Source organism: Acinetobacter sp. SH20PTE14, from assembly GCF_021391555.1.
Lineage (GTDB): Bacteria > Pseudomonadota > Gammaproteobacteria > Pseudomonadales > Moraxellaceae > Acinetobacter > Acinetobacter amyesii.
The window spans coordinates 1,445,099-1,461,425 of sequence record NZ_CP090067.1 but is presented as its reverse complement, the minus strand read 5'-3'; the positions used below and the strand labels follow the sequence as shown (position 1 = coordinate 1,461,425).

The window sequence follows — 16,327 nt, the reverse complement described above, 5'->3', positions numbered from 1 at the left end:
TTATTTTTTTGGGGAAAAATTTTGGGTATATTATTAGATAAGGTCAGAGTTTGTGGTTTTCGCGGTATTTCGAATCTTGAAATGACTTTGTCTAAAGTCACGGTACTCTTAGGGCAAAATAATGCTGGTAAAACTTCGGTCATTAAAGCACTACAGTTAGCATTAGGAGATTATTCTCGTTTTTTGTCGGATGAAGACTTTCATATAAATCAAAATACATCTGATCAAAAGAAAATCATTATTGATGTGAGGTTTATCGCATTTGAAGATGAACAAAAAGAGAGCTTTTCTGAAGCTTGGCAACAAGCTTTTGAGGATAAGATACAGTCACAAGCAGATGGGCAGCAATTTGTAGTTATTCGAACTATTGTCAAACCTGACTTGATTAAAGGTGGATATACTCTTGAAAGGTATCATCTAGATAATTGGCCAAGCTTCGATAATTGGCAGATTACAAACGTAAGTATTAATAATAAATTAAAGAAAAAATTAGATTGTATTCCGTTTATTTCGATTGATGCTCAACGTGATATTCACAGCGAATTAAAAGAGAAATCGTCTTTTATTGGTCGTATTCTTTCTGGTATAGAATACAATCTAGAAGATGTTGCATCACTAGAACAAATGGTTGCTACGGTAAATCACACAGCCATCGAAAAAAGTGATGCATTAAAAAAACTAAAAGGCCATTTAGATGCATTAAACCAATCTTTAAACAGCCAAGGATCAACTGAATTAACACCATTTCCGAAAAAGATACGAGATTTTTCAAAAAGGTTTAGTGTGCATTATGGTAGCTCAGTCGATAGTTCATTTTCTATGGAATACCATGGGATGGGGACAAGAAGTTGGGCATCTATGCTTTCTGTTAAAGCCTTTTCTGAGTTATTAGTGCATAAACATACAGAGGAAATGGAGCCATTGTTTCCAATCATGGCAGCAGAAGAACCTGAAGCACATTTACATCCAAATGCTCAAAGGACGTTGTATAAACAATTAATTAACTCCCCTGGCCAAGTCATAATTAGTTCGCACTCACCTTATATTGCTGGGTTAGCAGATGTTAATGAGATTAGATACTTGAAGATTATTGAGGATTCAGTAAAGGTATTTGAGTTAAGAGGAAATTTTGAAGACGATGATTTAAGAAAAATAAAACGTGAAGTGATTCATTCGAGAGGAGAATTGCTATTTTCAAGGGCCATAGTTCTTTCTGAAGGAGAGACAGAAGATCAAGTTTTACCATTGTTATTTGAGGCTTACTCTGGAAAGACGCCTTTTGAGCTAGGTGTAAATTTTGTTGGAGTAAACGGCTCAGGGGCTAAATATCTTCCTTTTCTTATACTAGCTAAAGATTTTGATATACCAGTATTTATATTTTCTGATGGGGAATCTAAAACTGTACGAGAGCTAAAGACTAACTATGAAAAAGTCTTTGGAGAAGTTGACTTAGCAAGTTGTAATAATATAACTATTTTAGAGGATACAGATTTTGAAGGATATTTATTAGAACAGAATTATATTGAATTGATAGTGAGCTCTATTAAATCGCTAAAGGGTGAAGAATTTATAGAAGACTGGATAGAGCGTAAAAATGGTACTCCATTAAAACCTACAAGATCGGCGAGACCACCATGTACATCATGTAATCAACCTATATTTGAATCGCCACTTAGAGATTTTAGCGGAGATGAAGGTAGAAAGAGAGCGATTCTTGAAATTTTAGATTCAAGTAAACCTCAGTATGCAAAGGCTATTGCTGAAAGTTTAGTGTCTTTAACTGCTGATGAATTGCCACAAAAACTAAAAGATCTTTTTCAACAAATAACTACTGGAATTGGATATGAATCTCTCACAAACACAACTTCAGGTTGTTGAGTCTCCTCTGGATGTACCAATTCAGGTCTTAGCATCTGCTGGTGCAGGAAAGACTAGGGTCTTAACTGAGCGTATAAAATATATCTTAGCGAATACAAAAAAGAATGGAGTGATAGCGCTAACATTTACTAATAAAGCTGCTGATGAAATGTTGATGCGATTATCTTTAGAGGAAAATATTCAAGAAAGAACATGGATTACGACTATTCATTCAATGGGACAAAGGATTCTTGAAAAATATGGTCATACTGTGGGATTACCTACCAATCTTCATGTTTATGAAAGAGATCAGGATAAAATGGAAATTTTTATGCAATCTTTACGTGAAGATGGCATAAATGTTGATGAATATCTTAATGTGGATGATTCGAGAGAGTTAAAAGATAGGGAGAAGAAGTTACAGAAGTATTTAGATGTATTTGCTCAGATTAAAAGAGAGCTACTTACAGAGTTTGATATTTTTGAAAAGTATCCAAATAAAAATGTATGGAAGATATATCAAGATTATCAAGATTCCATGATCCGTAGTGGAGGAATTGATTATGATGATATTTTAGTTTACTCACACAGAATATTGATAACACATGATTGGATAGCCAAAATTTATAGAGCTAAATATAAACATATTTGTGTTGATGAGGCTCAAGATCTTAACAAAATACAGTATGAATTTATCAAGGCTTTTTGTGGTGATACATTAAAAAGTGTCTTTATGGTTGGTGATCCTAATCAGATGATTTATGGTTTTAATGGATCATCTAATAGATATTTATGTGAAGAATTTGTTAGGGATTTTTTACCAAATAAATATGATTTAAAAGAGAACTATAGAAGTACTAGAGAAGTTATTAAAGTTGTGAATAAGCTAAAATCTGATTCTCAGGTTGTAAGTGAGTATGCTCTAGAGGGGCAAGTACATTTCAATGAGTATGAGAATGAAATAGATGAAGCTAAAGGGATAGTAGCTCAGATTCAAAATTTACTTCAAATGAGAGTACATGATGAAATTGAAGGTGAAATCACACTCGAAAAGATGGTGGTTATAGCGAGAAATCGTTTCGTGTTTCATAGTTTAGAGAGTGGTCTTAAAGATAACAATATTGTCTATTCTCTTAAGAAAGGAGAAAGGCTGCTTGAGCCTTCAACTAAATTTGCTAAAACCTTAGATTTCTCTATTCGAATTAAGCTGAATCCAAAGGATTGGGTGAACGGTAAAAAATTATGTCAACTGCTCCAATTAGATGAACCGGTAAATTGGAATAATGATTTGTTATTAGACTTAGCAGAAAAAATGAATATTTCAAGTGATTCTAATCATCAACTGCTCTCAGAATTATTAATAGCTGTTTATAATTTGGAAATTAACAACCCTAAAATACCTAAATTAATCAAAGATTTTCGTGATAAATTCACTATTTATCGTGAAGATAAATTAAATATTTTAGATGCAGAATATGAGGATATTAAACGAAGTCTTGAAGAGTTAGATGAATTTGATCACACATGGACAAGATTTAAAAGAAAAGGCATTGGAGACTCTTTGACAGCTTTTAGGAATGCACTAGTGTTAGGACAGCTTTCTGAAAGTAATTCTGAAAAAGGTTTAACTCTTAGTACAGTTCATACAATGAAGGGTTTAGAGAAAGATATTGTTTTCTTAATGGGGATGTGTGAAGGAGTATTCCCTGATTATCGTGCACTTTCACAAAAAGAACTTGAGGAAGAACGTAATAGTGCATTTGTCGCTATAACAAGAGCTAAACGGTGGTTGTATGTCTCGTATCCTAAACAAAGAAGAATGCCATGGGGAGACATAAAAAATCAGCGAAAATCTAGGTTTATGATTGAAATGGAAACAGATAAGTAAGTAAATTTCTTAAGTTTCATTGAACTATAAATACTATTGGTCTATTTGGAAGATAAAAAAGCAGGTAGACCTTTTGTAATACTTATTAAAATTATACTGAAATATTTATTATTATAATATGGGGTGGAATTATAAACGTAGAACCGTTGTCCAGTTGGATAAGAATACGCATTAGATCTTAAAATGATTGTTAATGAATTTTAAGGTCATGATCTTGCCGGTTTTTGCGTGAATTAAGTGGACTACTTTTAAGTGTAATTAGTGGATCATTATTACTGATATATTCAACCAACAGAAGCTTATAGCTAACACCGCAATCAATTTTTTCACTCGTCTAGGGTCTGTCAAGCGCGTATTTTCAAGATTAAACCCGCGTCCTTTGAGACAACTGAATAAGGTTTCAATTTCCCAGCGTAATGCATAATCCTGAATAGCATTGGCATTAAACTGAGGAGAAACGACGAGTAAAAGCTCTCCATTTTCTAACTGTAGTGCACTTATATATAGTTTCACCCGACCAACCAAAATCCGTCGTTTACGACATTCAATTTGACCAACTTTAAGATGGCGAAATAAATCACTAATTTTATGATTCTTTCCTAAATGATTGGTGACAATGAAGTTTTTTTAACACGAATGCAGAAGTTGATGTCTTGTTCAATTAACCATGTAAACCACTGCTCACCGATAAACTCTCTGTCTGCGAACACATTCACAATACGGTCTTTACCAAAAATGGCTATAAAGCGTTGAATCAAAGCAATACGCTCTTTCGTATCTGAATTTCCACGTTTATTAAGCAATGTCCAAAGGATAGGTATCGCTATTCCACGATAAACGATTGCGAGCATCAGGATATTAATATTTCGTTTTCCCCATTTCCAATTGGTTCTATCTAAAGTCAGTTGCACTTGGTCGAATGAAAACATATTGAAAATCAACTGAGAAATTTGACGATAATCAAAATACTGACCTGCAAAGAAGCGCTGCATACGTCGATAAAATGATTGTGGTAAACACTTGATGGGCAAGGCTTTAGATGCAGAAGAAAGATTACATGTTTGCTTTAAAATAATCACAAGCATGATGAGCGCAAAGCACTTTAAATGTGACTTGTTCCATTTTAGAGATTTGTTTAAGATAAGATATAACTCATTGAGATGTGTCATAGTATTCGTCGTTAGAAAACAATTATTGTGACATTATTTCAATGAGTTATCTATTTTTGTCGTGTACAGAGATTAAGTTCTTTAAATTCATTATCTAAATTTTTGTAAGATTTAGAAAGTTCACGAATTTTCTTTTCGTTAAAATCAAGATCACTTTGAAAATTACTACAGAGCGTAAAATCAATTAAACCAAATTTACCATATGTATCCTTAAGCATTTCTTTTATTGCAAATATATTCAACATTGAATCTTCAAGCTTACTCTCATAAACTCCTTCATCCACTTTCTCTATAAATTTTGCAATAGATTTTTCTATATTTGATAATTCAACAATAATTTTTTGATTATTTTTCGCTATATACTCCGCACCTTGTCCATTAAATGGATTTTTATTTAAATCATAATTAGTATACGTATAAGATTTTTTGCTCTATATACAATATCTTCATGAATTTCAGACAATAGATTAATTTCTGACATTATTACTTTATAAAACTTTAAAACTTTTTCATCAACTTCAATATCAGGAAGTTTAATTTTTAATTTACTTATTATTTGTTCTAAATTATTAATTATCTCTTTAATTTTATTTAAATCATCTATCATAAAATTCTCAAAAAATAAGGGCTGATTACTCAGCCCTTATCTTATACCACCAATTGCTTAATTATCAATCAATTAAGACAATTGAGCAGCAGCAATTTTCTTAGTATCAACATCTTTAGAAGCGTCAGTATAGTCGCTCATTTTGTCGAAGCTTAAGTATTGGTAGATGTCTGCAGACATGCTATCAATTTGAGCTGCGTATTCTTGGTACTCAGCTGGAGTTGGTAATTTACCAAGTACAGCAGCAACAGAAGCAAGCTCAGCAGAAGCTAAGTAAACGTTCGCACCTTGACCTAGACGGTTCGGGAAGTTACGAGTAGAAGTCGATACACAAGTAGTGTTCGGAGCTACACGTGCTTGGTTACCCATACATAATGAACAACCTGGCATTTCTGTACGAGCGCCAGCTTTACCATAGATGTTATAGAAACCTTCTTCCATCAATTGACGTTCGTCCATACGAGTTGGAGGAGCCAACCATAGACGAGTAGATAAAGAACCACCAGGAACTTTGTCTAAAAGTTTACCAGCCGCACGGAAGTGACCAATGTTAGTCATACATGAACCAACAAATACTTCGTCAATTTTTGTACCAGCAACGTCAGAAAGCAATTTAGCGTCATCTGGGTCGTTCGGGCAGCAAAGAACTGGTTCAGTAATTGTAGAAAGGTCAATTTCATACACTTTAGTGTATTCAGCATCTGGATCTGCTTTGATTAGGCTTGGGTTAGCCAACCATTTTTCCATGTTCTCAACACGACGAGCCATAGTACGCGCATCGCCATAACCTTCAGAAATCATCCACTTAAGCATAGTGATGTTTGAACGAAGGTATTCAGCAACTTTCTCTTCAGAAAGCGTGATAGAACAACCAGCAGCTGAACGTTCAGCAGATGCGTCAGAAAGTTCGAACGCTTGCTCAACAGTAAGGTCAGTTTCCATTTCTGTAAGGTCGATCTCAAGGATACGGCCAGAGAAGATGTTTTTCTTACCTTTTTTCTCTACAGTTAAGTCACCTTGTTGGATCGCAACGTAAGGAATCGCATGTACTAGGTCACGTAGAGTGATACCAGGTTGCATTTTACCTTTGAACTTAACAAGAACAGACTCAGGCATGTCTAGTGGCATAACGCCAGTTGCAGCAGCAAACGCTACAAGACCAGAACCCGCTGGGAATGAAATACCGATTGGGAAACGAGTATGCGAGTCACCACCAGTACCAACTGTATCTGGAAGAAGCATACGGTTTAACCAAGAGTGGATAATACCATCGCCTGGACGTAGAGAAACACCGCCACGGTTCATGATGAAATCAGGAAGCGTGTGCTGCATTTGAACGTCAACTGGTTTTGGATACGCAGCTGTATGACAGAAAGATTGCATAACTAGGTCAGCAGAGAAGCCTAGGCAAGCAAGATCTTTAAGTTCGTCACGAGTCATTGGACCTGTTGTATCTTGAGAACCAACAGTAGTCATCTTAGGTTCACAGTAAGTACCTGGAAGTACACCTTGACCTTCAGGAAGACCACAAGCGCGACCAACCATTTTTTGAGCTTGAGTGAAGCCTTTACCAGTAGCTGCAGGTTGAACTGGAGTACGGAATAAAGTTGAAGGTGCAAGACCAAGAGCTTCACGAGCTTTAGTTGTTAAACCACGACCAACGATAAGGTTGATACGGCCACCAGCACGTACTTCATCTAAAAGAACTGGAGTTTTAAGTTCAGATTCAGCGATTTGAACGCCGTCTTTGAACGCAGTTACTTTAGCAGCAGCGTGGTCGATTTTAAGCGTGATTTCATCGCCCATGTTCATGTTTTGAACATCGATTTCTACTGGCAATGCACCAGCATCTTCCATAGTGTTGAAGAAAATCGGAGCGATTTTAGAACCTAAGCAATAACCACCATCTTTTTTGTTCGGAATGTGAGCAATTTCGTCACCAAAGAACCAAAGTACAGAGTTAGTTGCTGACTTACGAGAAGAACCAGTACCAACAACGTCACCTACGTAAGCAACTTGGTTGCCTTTCGCGATAAGCTCTTTGATTTGGCTAAGTGGACCAACTTCGCCAGGAACTTCTGGATTGATACCGTCACGTACGTTTTTAAGCATTGCATTAGCATGTAACGGAATGTCTGGACGGCTCCACGCGTCTTGTGCAGGTGACAAGTCGTCTGTGTTCGTTTCGCCAGTTACTTTGAAAACTGTAAGTTTGATTTCTTCAGGAACGTCTTTACGGCTAGTGAACCATTCAGCATCTGCCCAAGATTGCATAACTGCTTGTGCATTCGCATTGCCCGCTTTTGCTTTATCAGCAACGTCGTGGAAGGCATCAAATACAAGAAGAGTTTTCTTAAGTGCGTCAGCAGCTAATTCACCAAGCTCTGCATCATCAAGAAGTGCAACTAAAGGAGCAACGTTATAACCACCAAGCATAGTACCTAGTAGGTAAACCGCACGTTCTTTAGTTACTAGTGGAGAAGTCGCTTCACCTTTTGCCAAAGCAGCTAAGAAAGCAGCTTTAACGTATGCAGCTTGGTCAACACCCGCTGGAACACGGTTTTCTAGTAAATCAACTAAAAATGCTTCTTCGCCAGCTGGTGGGTTTTTTAATAATTCAACTAATGCAGCTGTTTGAGCATCGTCAAGTGGCTTCGGTGGGACTCCGAGTGCGGCACGTTCTTCAACGTGTTGGCGGTAAGCTTCTAGCACGGTGTTATTCCTCTTTTTTAAAAAATTATTTACGCATTCCTGCTTTAAATAAAGCTACGCAAATAATATGGACTGCTAAATTTTACTAAAATTCCAGTTAAAAGTTAATGCACTACAAGTGTTTCTTCGTGATGCCCGTTATTTTATAAATAAATGATCCTCATATCGTTTATACATTAAGCAAAATCAATACTTAGAACACGCTTTTCTTGCGCATATTAACTTTTGACTAAAATTAACCATCAAAAAAAGGCAACTAAATGTTGCCTGTTTTTATCAGTATTGGATATTCCACCTTAGTGTACAGTGGTTGCAGTGATATATTGCTGAAGTTCTGCTCGATCGCCTGTAAATCTGAGGCACCATTCGTCCTGACATGTGGTTTGATGTTGATTACTTGCAAAGCTGATATCGACCAAATAACGCTGAGAAAATTCATCTATTTTTTGGCGTAATGTGACTTTATCTCCAATGCTGAGCACGTAGTTCCCACCACCGATAATTGCTACGCCTTGTTCATCTTCTAGGAGTAGATCTGAGTGATGCATATAACCTATAACGTCCATATTCTGCTCCTCTACTGTTTTTTATTCTCCATTTCATTATTCATTAAAAAGATTTGCTTTTCTATATTTATGATTTAGCAAGTTGTCACAATTTGTGTTTCTCTCTGCTTAGGCTATTTAAAAATCTTTAAGCATCTCATATTCAAAGTAACCCGAAGATAAATATGCATTCGCAAAATAAGCATGAACTCCATCATATGGCTAAACAACGGATAGTTGCCCCGTTGTAACTACTCACTGCTGAATAGAGCCTTTAGGTTTTGCTTTACGCGCTTTCTCGCATAAAAAACCGTTCCTTAGAACGGTTTATAATCTGGCATTTCGGTATGCGGTGTTGCGATACATTTTTCAGTAAACTCAGCACGAATTTTTTCACGTGCTTTTTCAACATCAGTATTAATCTCAGCTTGCGGCAAGGCATAAACTTCATCAATGATGTTCAGGATAAATCCTTTGGTGGTTTCATCCTCAATTTTGTTGGCATGCTCAACTGCTTTGTCTTTTTCAATTGCATTTTGACGATCTAACATAATCGTACGTGCAGCATTACCTACACTGCGGCAGTAACCCTGCCACTGCTCTTCAGGGGTTAATGGTTTTTTTTCAGCACAGCCGACCAAAGCCACCATAACGGATAAAGCAAATAACTTTTTCATGAACTTCTCCTTACGAGGGGCAATATAAAAGATCGTAATGGATTTGTCATTTAAATTAGTCGCAACCGAACAAACAAAAAAAGCCCTTTCGGGCCTTTTTTATGCGTTTAAATTAACCACAAGTTGCTTGAATAATCTTTTGATTGATTGGATTTACAGTGACGGTGACGCGCTCTACACGATAATCCATTGTTACTGGCTGCCCAGGTTTTACTAAACGGACAATTTGAGCTTGGCTAATCGCCTTGATCTGATCTTCAGTCAATTTTGCTTGGCCAATCAGCGTCTTGGCTTTATCCGCGACACATTCAGTTTGGCTACTACGGAATAATGCCCACTCTTCAACCACTTGTCCGTTTGGCAGATGACAATACCCGACCTGAGCATTTGCTTCATCACGAATTTCAAGTTTACCTTTTTGTTCTACACAATACTGGCTGGCTGGATTTGCCATACCAATTTTTTTTGGTGTCGTTTCAGTTTGCTGTGTTGTGCTACAACCCGCCATAAATGCTGTCAGTGCAGCTAAAATCCATATATTTTTCATCAAGTCTATTTCTGAATATAAAAATTTAACTTATCAAGTTTGTGCCAAATAAACGAGTTATTTATTGCAATTTTTAGCTGTCATTCCACGTTCTGTAATTCGGCAGCAATGTGCCCTATGTTCAAAATACAGAACGTCATTTTCTTTGAACTGATGATGATTTTTGCAATATTTAAAACGACTAAACTTGTCGCAGCTTTGATTTTAAAGGTTTTATAAATTTGAAAAATGACCTGCTCAACGCGTATGCTAAAAAAGTACTTTTCTTCAAACACGCCACGTTGCGTAGGAGCAAAATATGTCAAAAAAACTGCCGATTTATTTTTCGGACGAAGCTTGGTCGTCTTTGCAACAGCTCATGGGCGCAGATGGCAAACCCAGTCCCACCATCAATGCCCTGCTTGAAAGGCAATCTCAAGAACTATCTATGGATCCATTTTTGGATTCTTCGCTCAATGTTCAGCCTGTTCAGAAAAATACCTGTATTGAACTTCCCGTTGCCTTGGAACGTATTCCTGCTGGCCCAGCTTTCGCCAATAAAGATGTTTTTGAAAAAGCCTTAGACCTAAATGATTATTTGGTAATTAACCCGCTCGCTACATTTATTGCGCATGTCGATAGCGAGTCTTTACTCAACGCCGGCTTTGAAATTAATGATACTTTTTTAGTCGATCGTAGCTTAAAAGCCAAACATGGCGATATCGTGGTTGCACTGATTGATAATCGTGAAATCACCTTAAAGCGATTGATGATCACCGCAAAAATGTCAAAAGAAGAAATTGCCGACATTTTTGGTGACCCCAATAAAGTCTTACCCAAAATTTGGCTAAAAGCAGAAAATCCAGCCTATGCGCATATTATCCCTTCAGATAGCGAATCTATCGTTGTTCAGGGTGTCGTGACCTTTAATTTAAAGCAATTTTATAAGCGCTCATCACACACCTAAACACAAGAATTCACCATGAAAGCTGCAAATAAAATATTTGCGTTAGTTGACCTTAACAACTGCTACGTCAGTTGTGAGCGTGTCTTTAACCCAAAGCTCAATAATGTCCCTGTCGTCGTGCTGTCCAATAACGATGGCTGTGTTGTATCTCGAAGTCAGGAAGCCAAAGACCTCGGGATTAAAATGGCTGTACCGGTCTATCAAATTCAGGATTTAATCCAACAGCATCATGTTCAGGTGTTGTCGAGTAACTATGCTCTCTACACCGAAATGTCTAATCGATTTATGAATATTTTAGGCATGTATGTCGGCCCCGAAGACCGTGAAGTTTACTCGATCGATGAGTGTTTTTTAGATTTCACTGCCTATCAAGAACTGTTTGATTTGAGCCTATATGCCAAAGAAATACGAGATACGATCCTAAAATGGCTAGGTTTAACCTGCTGTGTCGGGATTGGTCGCTCTAAAACGGAAGCCAAAATGGCCAACCATTTTGCCAAAAAAAATGCTTATTTGAACGGTGTGTGCAATTTAGTTGAAATGGACCCTTGTTCCTCAGAACAACTCCTTGCGCAGACACCAGTCAATGAAGTTTGGGGCGTCGGTCGCAATCATACAAAAGCCCTGAATCAGCTTGGCATTCATTATGTTTTAGATCTGATCAATGCACAGCCTAAAGATATTCGAAAAAAATTTAGTGTGGTGATGGAAAAAACCGTCTTGGAACTGCAAGGTCTATCTTGTCTGTCTATTGAAGAAGAAGCACCGAGCAAACAGCAAATTATCAGTAGTCGTTCCTATGGTCAGCCAGTCTACGAACTGGAAGATATTAAGGCCTCTATTCGTGTATATATCGCGCGAGCCGTCACACGTTTAAGAGCAGATCATTCTCTATGTCGTATGGTGGGAGTTTTTATTCAAACGAGTCGCTTTAATTCTGCTGAAAAATACGCACCTTATCTGGCCATTACACTGAATGAGCATACCGATGACTTAATTAGTATCACCCAAGCAGCAACGCGTGCCGCCGAAAAAATCTTTAGAGCGGGATTTAAATATAAAAAAGCCGGTGTAGTGTTATTAGAAATCATTCCAAAACAAAATTTTACCCCAGATTTGTTTTGCGATATGGCGTTAAGACAAAGCCGTTTGAAACTGTCCGACACCATCGACGATATTCAAAAAAAATTTGGGCATCATTTTGTCTCGATCGGCTTAGCGCAGGACGATGCTGCAACATGGCGGATGAAGAAAAATCTGTGTTCCCCCGCTTATCTGAGTAATTGGAACGAACTGCTCCGTGTGAAATAAAACGTTTGATTGAAACGCTACGCTGTAGTGGCGCTGTTAATGTCTGCTGTGTTAACCGAAATGATCATTTGCAATTGCTGAATATTTATTTAGTATTTAAATGAATATTCATTTGTATATTCTCCTATTTTAAATTATGTCTGATGTTCAATTAACGCTGAGCGAATACCTATCTGCGGTCAAAGAAGTCATTCAATTGGCTTTTGATGATGCCGTGTGGGTCAAAGCCGAGATTCGAAATTTAAACATCAAAGGTGGACATTACTATCTAGAATTAGCTGAAAAAGAACAAGAAAGTGATAGAGTCATTGCCAGTTGTAAGGCCACAATTTGGAAATTTACTGCAAATAAAGTTGTCGGAAAATTTGAACGTGAAAGCGGCATTGAGCTCAGTCGTGACTTAAATGTCTTGGTTAAAGTGCGTGCCAAATTTGACCCGCAGTACGGCTTTTCAGTCAATATCGAAGAAATTGATTCGAGTTTTACTTTGGGTGATCTGGCTCGACGCTATCAACAAATTTTAGAAAAACTCACCAGCGAAGGTCTGATTCATAAAAATCGAAACTTGCCTGCGCCATTTGATATTCAGCATGTCTTGGTTATTGCGCCTGAAAATGCGGCTGGCTTAGGTGACTTTAAAAAAGATGCAGATGCACTACAACATGCTGGCGTGTGTGAATTTGTCTATCATGCTGCAACCTTTCAAGGAAATACCGCAGCACAAAGTATCCGAGATGCTTTAGCACTGGGTTTAAGACAATGGGCCAATGACTTTCAAACTGCGCCAGATTTGATCGTGATTATTCGTGGTGGCGGTGCTGTTAACGATCTTGCTTATCTGAATGATTATGATTTGGCTGTACTTCTATCTAAGCGTAGCGTGCCAATTTGGGTCGGTATCGGCCATGAAAAAGACCGTACGATCTTAGATGAAATTGCACATCGTTCTTTCGACACCCCGAGTAAAGTGATTGGGGGGATTCGTAATCATATTGTTGAGCGAACTCAGGAAGTTTTAGAGGCATTACAAAGCCTTCAACTACGCTCTCAACATCAAATTGCTCTGTATCAAAGTCAAAATGATCAGTTGCTACAGGTCATAAAGACCTTGGCTCAAAGTCAAATCAATGACTCAACTCGGCTCTTACAGCAATACCAAGATAACACTGCTTATTTTGCTCAGTTACAACTTAAAACAGCTGCACAGAATATTGAAATACTCATGCGTGAGACTTTGTTGCAAAACCCTGCACATGTGCTCTCCAAAGGTTATGCCATCGTGCGGCAGCAAGGTCACGCCATTCGCGCAACGAAAAATCTTCAGCCTTCAACGCATTCACCGATTGAAATTGAAATGCAAGACGGCATCATCACGGCTGACATTCAACATATACAGGTAAAAAATCATGACGACTGATACTCTAAGTTTTAAAGAAGGCTATGAAGTTTTAAAACGTAATGCTGAATTACTCGAATCTCAGCAAGAACCCGATATTGATAATCTTATGAAAATCGTTGAAGAATCGATGCAAGCCTATAAAGCCTGCAAGACCCGTGTTGAAGCAGTACAACAGGCACTGAATGATACGTTTAAAGATTGATTTCTCAGCTCATCATTTGCAAAAAAAACGCAGCCTAAGCTGCGTTTTTTTTGCTCAAATTTTGCTTCACTTAGAAGCGCCAGTTCTGAGAACATTGTTCTGCGTTTAATCTAATTGGCTGTAAATAACGGTATATCATTGTTTTTAAATATATTGTATATATGCAACACTTCGCACTAACAACCACTAGTAGTCTACAAATATAATTCAACAGTCTACAAATCAGTCTACATTTTTTTAATGACTATATATAGGTATAATTTGGATGGAAAAAATAACTACAAGAGATGGATATGAAAACATGGACCTACTTTTATATAGAGCACACGATTAAGAATGGAGAGATTTTTAGGAAGGAGCCCGGGTGGGCTTTAAATTTACAGAGTAATTTTGTAGTGATGAGTGGGGTGTGGAGTTGAGGAAGATTAATCCAGTTGTTTTAAGTGTTGTCGGCGGGGTGTCTATACTCGCAGCAACTTATATTTTATTTTGGGTTTTATTTTTATGTCTTGATTCACCTAATGCAGCTAGGGAAGCTATTAATGTTTTAGGTAGTTATTTTGGAGGGGTTGCGACGCTTTGGGCTGCTTTTATTGCAGCTTATTTATTTAATGATTGGAGGGTTCAAGAAAAAACAATATTTATCAGAAATGTAGCTTATGAAACATCAAGTTTGATTTTAACTCTATTTAATATTATGCAGGGTTACATTGAAGAAGAGGAAAACCTGCTTAACCAAATCATGCCCATTCAATCGCAGATTACATTTAAATTAGCAATCTTAAATAGGCAAATCAAAGATAATCAAATGCACCTTGTGAATGATAATTTTCAAGGATTTATGATTGATTATATTGGCGCTATTAAGTTGTATCAGCATGATAGGCAGGCTCTCAAAGGTCAAGTAAGCATACTGATAAAGAGTTATAGTGGTGAACTAGGCTATATTTCTGAATTGGCTAATTTGGATAATGTTTTCGAAAAGCTAAAAACAATCCGCACCTAGATAACCTTCACGCATATCCCCACACTCACATTCGTCGTAATTGAATGAGCTGTGCAGCCTGATAAGAGGAGGCACAGCAATAAAGCCTTAATTACGACTTTCATAATCGATCAACACTTTGGCCACAGCCTTAGCAGCCAGCCAGTAACGCGCATTAAATCGAGCAAGCTCATCTTCATTGGAAATAAAGCCTAGCTCGACAATCAAGCCACCAGCATTGATAAATCCAAGTTTACCGCGTGCTGACTGTGATTGATCAATCCAACCTTTATCACCACGTAAGCGACTGCCAAAAACATCGGCCACAGCTTTAGATAATTTTTGAGCCAAGATCTTATCTTTGGGGAGGGCAATTGTCTCAATACCATTTGCTTGGCTATTTGTAGATGCATTCATGTGAAATTCAATTGCGATCGATGCACCTTTCGCCAATGCGATAGCATTTGTAAGCGGGAGATTGATTGTTCCTGCGCCATCGGTTTTATAAGACAGGCCTGCGGCTGCAAGATAATGTGCTACAGCATTTCGGAATTGTCGCACCAATTCAGCTTCTTTATATTTGCCATTTACCGCACCCGGATCCGAGTTGCTATGCCCTGCTGTAATTGTCACAAATTGATTTACATCGTGCAGTTCGGGTTGCTTTTTCAGGCGGGCAAGCACCATGGCCACACCAACAAACACACCAACCCACTCCGCAATGTTTTCAGGAATCTTGTTTTTAAGTTCCTGTGGAATAACATTCCAGATATTTAAAAATTGCTCTGAGAATAAAATCAATGCATAAAAAAAGGCGCTTAATGCGCCCACTTGTACCGACTTGAGTTTCCAAGCTTGTTTCCAGTTATCAATCAATTTCATTTTTCCTCTCTCATATTTCGTTCATAAATTTTGTTGCGGATTTCTTCAACCGTTCTTAAGAGTTGGTCAGATTGTTTTTCAAGAACCTGAATGCTTTGAGCGTTGGTCGTGGTTTGAGTATTTACTGTGTCTGTCTTGGATGTTTGAGTATTCCAAGCGACGACGAATAAACCTGCTAAGAAAATGCCCCCAAAGCGCACAAGATTAGTAATGCTATCAATTTTGGTTTTACTTTCATGTAGCACTCTGATCTGTGAGTCCACCTCCTTAAATCTTGGCTCAACTTCATTCCTGAGCTGCTTAATCTCACTTTTGAAGTTTAACTTTGCTCGTTCTAAATCTTCTTGCAGATTGTCGCGTGTTTGCGACAAATCACTTCTGGTCTGCTGATGGTCTTTATTAAGCTGCTCCAACTGCATATTCATGCGGTCAAGTTTTTGAGGCATTTCAGCTAACTTATCCATATTTTTTGATATGTCGCTGATCTTGTCTGAGATAGCAAGCAACTGCCCTGCTGTTGCTATCGGTGGATCAGTTGTGTAGTCATTCGACATTGCGCCCCCTAATTTTTGGCAATAAAAAAGCACCTTTCGGTGCCAT

Annotated in this window: 15 protein-coding genes and 1 pseudogene; 7 read left to right on the top strand and 9 right to left on the bottom strand. The window is 37.7% G+C overall.

Annotation, left to right across the window (positions count from 1 at the left end; all coding sequences use genetic code 11):
* Window positions 1–21: 21 nt before the first annotated feature.
* Window positions 22–1,878 carry an ATP-dependent nuclease gene (locus tag LXF01_RS07305; protein WP_180089529.1) on the top strand — a complete coding sequence of 619 codons (1,857 nt, stop codon included), beginning with the start codon at window positions 22–24 and terminating at the stop codon, window positions 1,876–1,878.
* Window positions 1,844–3,745, top strand: coding sequence for an ATP-dependent helicase (locus LXF01_RS07300; protein WP_180089531.1), 1,902 nt, complete (start codon window positions 1,844–1,846; stop codon window positions 3,743–3,745). The genes LXF01_RS07305 and LXF01_RS07300 overlap by 35 nt, the downstream gene beginning before the upstream one ends.
* A 288-nt stretch (window positions 3,746–4,033) precedes the next feature.
* Here the strand turns inward: LXF01_RS07300 and LXF01_RS07295 are convergent.
* From LXF01_RS07295 to LXF01_RS07265, 7 genes and pseudogenes are all read right to left on the bottom strand, one after another.
* Window positions 4,034–4,914: pseudogene (locus LXF01_RS07295) on the bottom strand (IS4-like element ISAba1 family transposase); the annotation flags it as partial.
* Between the two features lie 50 nt (window positions 4,915–4,964).
* The gene (locus LXF01_RS07290) at window positions 4,965–5,198 is read right to left on the bottom strand and encodes a hypothetical protein (protein ID WP_233945303.1); all 234 of its coding nucleotides are present in this window, start codon (window positions 5,196–5,198) and stop codon (window positions 4,965–4,967) included.
* 110 nt (window positions 5,199–5,308) lie between these two features.
* Window positions 5,309–5,521, bottom strand: coding sequence for a hypothetical protein (locus LXF01_RS07285; protein ID WP_233945302.1), 213 nt, complete (start codon window positions 5,519–5,521; stop codon window positions 5,309–5,311).
* Between the two features lie 72 nt (window positions 5,522–5,593).
* Complete coding sequence (locus LXF01_RS07280) at window positions 5,594–8,233, bottom strand: bifunctional aconitate hydratase 2/2-methylisocitrate dehydratase (RefSeq protein ID WP_233945301.1); 2,640 nt, start codon at window positions 8,231–8,233, stop codon at window positions 5,594–5,596.
* 296 nt (window positions 8,234–8,529) lie between these two features.
* Window positions 8,530–8,799, bottom strand: a complete 270-nt coding sequence (locus LXF01_RS07275) for a hypothetical protein (RefSeq protein WP_078193937.1) — start codon at window positions 8,797–8,799, stop codon at window positions 8,530–8,532.
* Window positions 8,800–9,095: 296 nt separating this feature from the next.
* Window positions 9,096–9,455 carry a hypothetical protein gene (locus tag LXF01_RS07270; protein WP_078193938.1) on the bottom strand — a complete coding sequence of 120 codons (360 nt, stop codon included), beginning with the start codon at window positions 9,453–9,455 and terminating at the stop codon, window positions 9,096–9,098.
* A gap of 112 nt (window positions 9,456–9,567) precedes the next feature.
* Window positions 9,568–10,002 (bottom strand): I78 family peptidase inhibitor, encoded by a 435-nt coding sequence (locus LXF01_RS07265; RefSeq protein WP_233945300.1) that lies wholly within the window; start codon window positions 10,000–10,002, stop codon window positions 9,568–9,570.
* Window positions 10,003–10,300: 298 nt separating this feature from the next.
* Between LXF01_RS07265 and LXF01_RS07260 the strand changes: the two genes are divergently transcribed.
* From LXF01_RS07260 to LXF01_RS07240, 5 genes are all read left to right on the top strand, one after another.
* Window positions 10,301–10,948 (top strand): LexA family protein, encoded by a 648-nt coding sequence (locus LXF01_RS07260; RefSeq protein WP_233945299.1) that lies wholly within the window; start codon window positions 10,301–10,303, stop codon window positions 10,946–10,948.
* Between the two features lie 15 nt (window positions 10,949–10,963).
* Window positions 10,964–12,259, top strand: coding sequence for a Y-family DNA polymerase (locus LXF01_RS07255; RefSeq protein WP_233945298.1), 1,296 nt, complete (start codon window positions 10,964–10,966; stop codon window positions 12,257–12,259).
* Window positions 12,260–12,395: 136 nt separating this feature from the next.
* Window positions 12,396–13,676 (top strand): exodeoxyribonuclease VII large subunit, encoded by a 1,281-nt coding sequence (gene xseA / locus LXF01_RS07250; RefSeq protein ID WP_233945297.1) that lies wholly within the window; start codon window positions 12,396–12,398, stop codon window positions 13,674–13,676.
* A complete protein-coding gene (xseB, locus tag LXF01_RS07245; protein WP_078188551.1) occupies window positions 13,666–13,860 on the top strand; it encodes an exodeoxyribonuclease VII small subunit in 195 nt (64 codons plus the stop codon). Before xseA ends, xseB begins: the two co-directional genes overlap by 11 nt.
* Before the next feature lie 409 nt (window positions 13,861–14,269).
* Window positions 14,270–14,866: a hypothetical protein gene (locus LXF01_RS07240; RefSeq protein ID WP_233945296.1), complete on the top strand. Its 597-nt coding sequence runs from the start codon at window positions 14,270–14,272 to the stop codon at window positions 14,864–14,866.
* Window positions 14,867–14,953: 87 nt separating this feature from the next.
* On the opposite strand, the gene LXF01_RS07235 is transcribed toward LXF01_RS07240, so the two are convergent.
* Complete coding sequence (locus LXF01_RS07235; RefSeq protein ID WP_233945295.1) at window positions 14,954–15,727, bottom strand: N-acetylmuramoyl-L-alanine amidase; 774 nt, start codon at window positions 15,725–15,727, stop codon at window positions 14,954–14,956.
* Complete coding sequence (locus tag LXF01_RS07230; protein ID WP_233945294.1) at window positions 15,724–16,281, bottom strand: hypothetical protein; 558 nt, start codon at window positions 16,279–16,281, stop codon at window positions 15,724–15,726. Before LXF01_RS07230 ends, LXF01_RS07235 begins: the two co-directional genes overlap by 4 nt.
* Window positions 16,282–16,327: the final 46 nt, after the last annotated feature.